The sequence below is a fragment of the Mucilaginibacter sp. P4_G9 genome (assembly GCF_056400985.1).
This window is the reverse complement of the sequence record NZ_JBFUKF010000388.1, coordinates 1-4,671: the sequence shown is the minus strand read 5'-3', so window position 1 is coordinate 4,671 and position 4,671 is coordinate 1. Positions and strand designations below refer to the sequence as shown.

Below are 4,671 nucleotides of genomic sequence, written 5' to 3'. Positions count from 1 at the left end.
GAGTATACCCGTCTGATCAAGGTATTGGCCGGCAATATAATAAGTAGTTTTATCATTGCCGCCAGATAAATTCAGGTCGTATTGTTGTTGAGGCGCATGCTGGAAAGCTTGTTTTTCCCAGTCAACATCAGTTTTAGCATAATCAGTTCCGGCTCCGTAGCGAACAAACCGGCTTTCTACATATGAATCATAGTCGTCCAAAGCATCCTGTAGTGTATCATAGAAATCAGCAGCATAATCCTGTGTTGCTGCGCCTACACCTGCACGTTTTTCCATCGCAATCCATTGCTTAGTATTTAAAAATTTACGGTGACGGGATGGATTGCTTGTTCCGTACTGCGCAGTAAAGTTGATTTTAGCATCGCCGGCCTTTCCCTTTTTTGTTGTTATAATTATAACACCATTTCCTGCCCTGGCACCATATATAGCCGATGCCGATGCATCTTTTAACACATCAACTGATTCTATATCGTTAAAGTTGAGATCAGCAAGAGGATTTGTGCCCGCGGATGTAGTAGAAATATCAGTGCTGGTAATCACAATACCATCAAGAACCACAAGCGGTTGTGTAYCCGCCGAGATTGAAGAAGTTCCACGTATACTTATTTTGATGCCCTGCCCAAGTTTACCATTGTTGGCCTGTATGTTAACACCGGCAGCTTTTCCTTGTATAGCTTGTTCAAGTGTGGTAACAGGTGTATTCTGGATTTCCTTTGCAGAAACAGATGCAATTGAACCGGTAATTGCCTGCCGCCTTTGCGTACCATAACCTACAACTACAACCTCACTAAGTTGTTTTGAATCCTGCTCAAGTTGTGTGCTTAAGGTATTACCCGTAATAGATATTTCAGCTGGTTTAAAGCCAATAAATTTAAAAACCAAAACTTTTGCAGCCGCCGGAACAGAGAGGCTGTATGATCCGTTGACATCGGTTTGAGCACCTATACCGGCAACTCCCTTTACGGTTACACTTACCCCGGGTAAGGGTGACCCATCTTTTTGATCTGTTACCTTACCTGTTATCACACGGTTTTGCCCGAAAACGAATGACATGCAGGAAAATAACAACAAAATTGTTAGTAGATTTTTCTTCATAAGGTTAAAATATTAATTAAAAAAGTAAGTTATTAACAAAAAGGCACTAAAACAATAGGAGCAGTAATATATGTTTTTATTTATTAAATAGTTGCTATAAAAAACAAAGCCTCAAAAAAAGCAGCTTTTTTAAAACTCAATCAGGATCTGTCCTTTTTCAACTTTATCGCCTGCTTTTATTTTTGTTTTTTTGATGATTGCATCAGCCGGAGATTTGATGATGTTCTCCATCTTCATCGCTTCAAGTACAAAAAGGTTATCCCCTTTTTTTATTTCTTCGCCGTCGGTTACGTAAACCTTAAGTACCATCCCCGGCATCGGCGCTTTTATTTCGCTCAACCTTGCACTGTTTAAACTACTGAGGCCTAATTTATCGAGTAAAATATCAAACTGATCTTTAGCGCTAATGATATAGGAGCTATTGTTGACCTTAATTTCGGCAGTTTTTTCGGCACTGTTAAAATATACCACATCTATATTATAGGATTGGTTGCCTTCTATAATGTGATAAATATTCCCGCCAATATGTTTTATATCAGCCTGGGTTTTGGTTTTATTTAAAAGCAGCTCGTCACTATTTCTTTCGGTTTCAAAAATATACTGGTCGTTTACTTTTAGCTGATACATCTGTGGTGTTTTTTCTGCGGATAGGTTTATGTTGCGAGGTCAGCGCTTCTTTTTTGTTACAGGCTTTGTGTATACTAAAGTTAGCAAATATTTCTGCATTGAGAAGCGTTTAATTAAAAACTTGCCAACGTAAAAACTACTGCGTAAATATGTACTGTATCATATTGGCGCCCATTTTAAGCGCTTTTAACCGATTTTCCTGGCTATCACCGGCATAAGTGCCATAATCTTCCCAGCCGTTGCCAAGGTCGCATTCATAGTCATAAAAACACACCAACCTACCTTTGTATATCAGGCCGAAACCTTGCGCACGGGTGCCATCATGCTCGTGTATTTTAGGCAAGCCATTAGGAAAGCTATATTTCTGGTGATAAATTGGATGATCAAGCGGAAGCTCTACAAACTCAAGTTCGGGGAAAACCTTTTTCATCTGGGGGCGAATAAATTTATCCAGCCCGTAATTATCGTCGATATGTAAAAAGCCACCACCGGTAAGATACTTACGCAGGTTATGTGCTTCCTGATCGCTAAAAATCACGTTACCGTGCCCTGTCATAAAAACAAACGGGTAATTAAATATGGATGCACTGCCAACTTCTACCACCTCGTCATCGGCGTCAAAGTTTGTTTTAAGGTTTTCGTTACAAAACTTAATAAGGTTGGTTAAAGCCGTACGATCGCCATACCAGTCGCCGCCACCTGCATATTTAAGGCGGGCTATTTTATATGATGGCGCATTAAAGCTGCTCATTACAATAAATGCAGCAAAAGCTGTTACTATGTATCTTACCCTTTTCATACCCGGTTTATAAAGTTAACCTCGAAACAGGCTTCTAATGCAGCGGTTTCGGTACGCAGCCTGGCTTCACCTAAAGTTATGGGTTTAAAACCGTTTTCCAAAGCAAGCGCTATTTCGGCCGGTGAAAAATCTCCTTCGGGGCCTATCAATATCAAATACCGTCCTTTGAGATTTATCTCTTTGCGCAAATCAAGCTTTTCGCCCGGCTCACAGTGGGCAATGAATTTTTGTCCATCAAATGGCTCAACTAACAGTTGATTCAGCTTAACAGCATCATTTAAAACGGGATGGTAAGCTTTAAGAGATTGTTTAATTGCTGCGGTAATGATTTTATTGAGCCTGTCAACCTTCACTTCTTTCCGTTCAGATCGTTGGGTAACAATGAGTGTAACCTCATCAATACCAATTTCTGTGGCTTTTTCTAAAAACCATTCCAGCCTTTCAATATTTTTTGTAGGGGCTACCGCTATGTGCAGGTAATGATTGCGTTTATTAAAGTTGGGGGTAACCGAAGTAATATTAAGGATTGTGCGCTTAGGATGYGCATCCTGGATTTTAGCATTATAAAAACCACCGCGACCGTCAATCAGCTGAACTTCGTCGCCGGTCTCCAACCTCAATACCCGTATGGCATGCTTGCTTTCATCTTCGCTAAGAAAATACTGCAGGTGCGAGGGTTCAATATCGGGTGTATAAAAAAGTTGCATTTTGCTAAGCAGATTAATGTAAATCTACTGCATCTTCTTCATTTATTAATAATTCAAGCTTAACAGATTCTATATTCTGGTCTGATTTTCTTAATACGGTAATATTATAGCCATTAGATTCCTTTTGCTCCCCAACGTCGGGGATCTTACCAAATATATGGCCAAGCCAGCCTGATACGGTATCAAAGTCGCCATCCTCGGGCAGGTCATGAGGCAAATGCTCATTTACATCGTATATAGGCGCAAGGGCGTTTACAATAAATTCCCGTTCGTTCACTTTTTCAACTATCGGCTTTTCTTCATCGTATTCATCCTGGATCTCGCCTACAAGCTCCTCTACAATATCCTCCAGGGTAACCATGCCCGCTGTGCCGCCAAATTCATCAAGCACAATAGCTATCTGGATTCGCTTTTGCTGCAATTCGGCCATCAGATCATTGATCTTTTTAGTTTCGGGGATAAAATAGGGTTTGCGAATGATATCCTTAAGCACAATCTCCTGGTTTCGGGCCAATAGCGGTAATATATCTTTGGCATGCACTATACCGATGATCTTATCTATCACATCATCAAAAACAGGCATCCGCGAATAACCCTCATCTATGATCATATCCAGTAGCTCAAGCGTGGTTGAATTGATATCGATACCTGATATTTTGGTACGCGGAACCATGATGTTTTTAACCACCCGTTCATTAAAATCAAACACATTCTGGATCAGTTCATGCTCATTTGAATCAAGCGCACCGGTCTCTTTACCCTGCTCAAGCAGGTATTGCAATTCTTCAGAGCTGTGATGCGCTTCGCCACCTTCCAAAGCATTAATGCCCAAAAGCTTTAAAATAAAATTAGCAAAGCCGTTTAAAAGCCATATTAACGGCTTAAAAAACACAAAGAAAAACCTAAGTGGCAAAGAAACCGCCAATACCGTACGTATGGACTTTTGAATGGCTATTGATTTGGGGGCAAGCTCGCCAAAAACAATATGCAATACCGTAATAAAAGTAAACGCTAAAATATGACTGGCAGTTATAAAACCGCTCGAAAGCGTAATGCCAACAGCCATAAAAGCCCTTACTACAACGTTGGTGGCCACTTCTTCGCCCACAACACCCAGCGCAAGTGACGCTATGGTAATACCTAACTGTGTTGCGGCCAGGTAACCATCAAGGTTATGCAATATGCCGCGCGCTACTTTTGCAACCCCGCTTCCAGCTTTGGCTTTGATTTCAATTTGTGAACCCCGTACCCTTACCATGGCAAACTCAGCGGCTACAAAAAAACCGTTAAGCAAAACCAAAAACGCGGTTGCAATTAAATAAAAAGCACTTATTTCGTAATGCGCAGGGTCCATCTATTAATTATTGGTAAACAGGAAATGTAGATTTATACAATTCCAAACTTTCATTTATTACCTTATGCGCGTAACGCACACCTAATAAA

The 4,671-nt window shown here is 40.6% G+C and carries 5 protein-coding genes; all 5 read right to left on the bottom strand.

The annotated features are described in order from the left end of the window. Positions 1-1,095: TonB-dependent receptor plug domain-containing protein (locus tag AC1DPZ_RS22270; RefSeq protein WP_477407575.1), on the bottom strand; the 1,095-nt coding region annotated here is incomplete at its 3' end. Between the two features lie 129 nt (positions 1,096-1,224). Continuing rightward, positions 1,225-1,722, bottom strand: coding sequence for an acyl-CoA carboxylase biotin carboxyl carrier protein subunit (locus AC1DPZ_RS22265; RefSeq protein WP_477407573.1), 498 nt, complete (start codon positions 1,720-1,722; stop codon positions 1,225-1,227). Positions 1,723-1,858: 136 nt separating this feature from the next. Further along, complete coding sequence (locus AC1DPZ_RS22260) at positions 1,859-2,521, bottom strand: DUF4159 domain-containing protein (protein WP_477407570.1); 663 nt, start codon at positions 2,519-2,521, stop codon at positions 1,859-1,861. After that, entirely contained in the window at positions 2,518-3,228 is a 711-nt protein-coding gene (locus tag AC1DPZ_RS22255) for a 16S rRNA (uracil(1498)-N(3))-methyltransferase (RefSeq protein WP_477407568.1), read from the bottom strand. Before AC1DPZ_RS22255 ends, AC1DPZ_RS22260 begins: the two co-directional genes overlap by 4 nt. Positions 3,229-3,241: 13 nt before the next feature. After that, positions 3,242-4,582: a hemolysin family protein gene (locus tag AC1DPZ_RS22250; RefSeq protein ID WP_477407566.1), complete on the bottom strand. Its 1,341-nt coding sequence runs from the start codon at positions 4,580-4,582 to the stop codon at positions 3,242-3,244. Positions 4,583-4,671 lie beyond the last annotated feature (89 nt).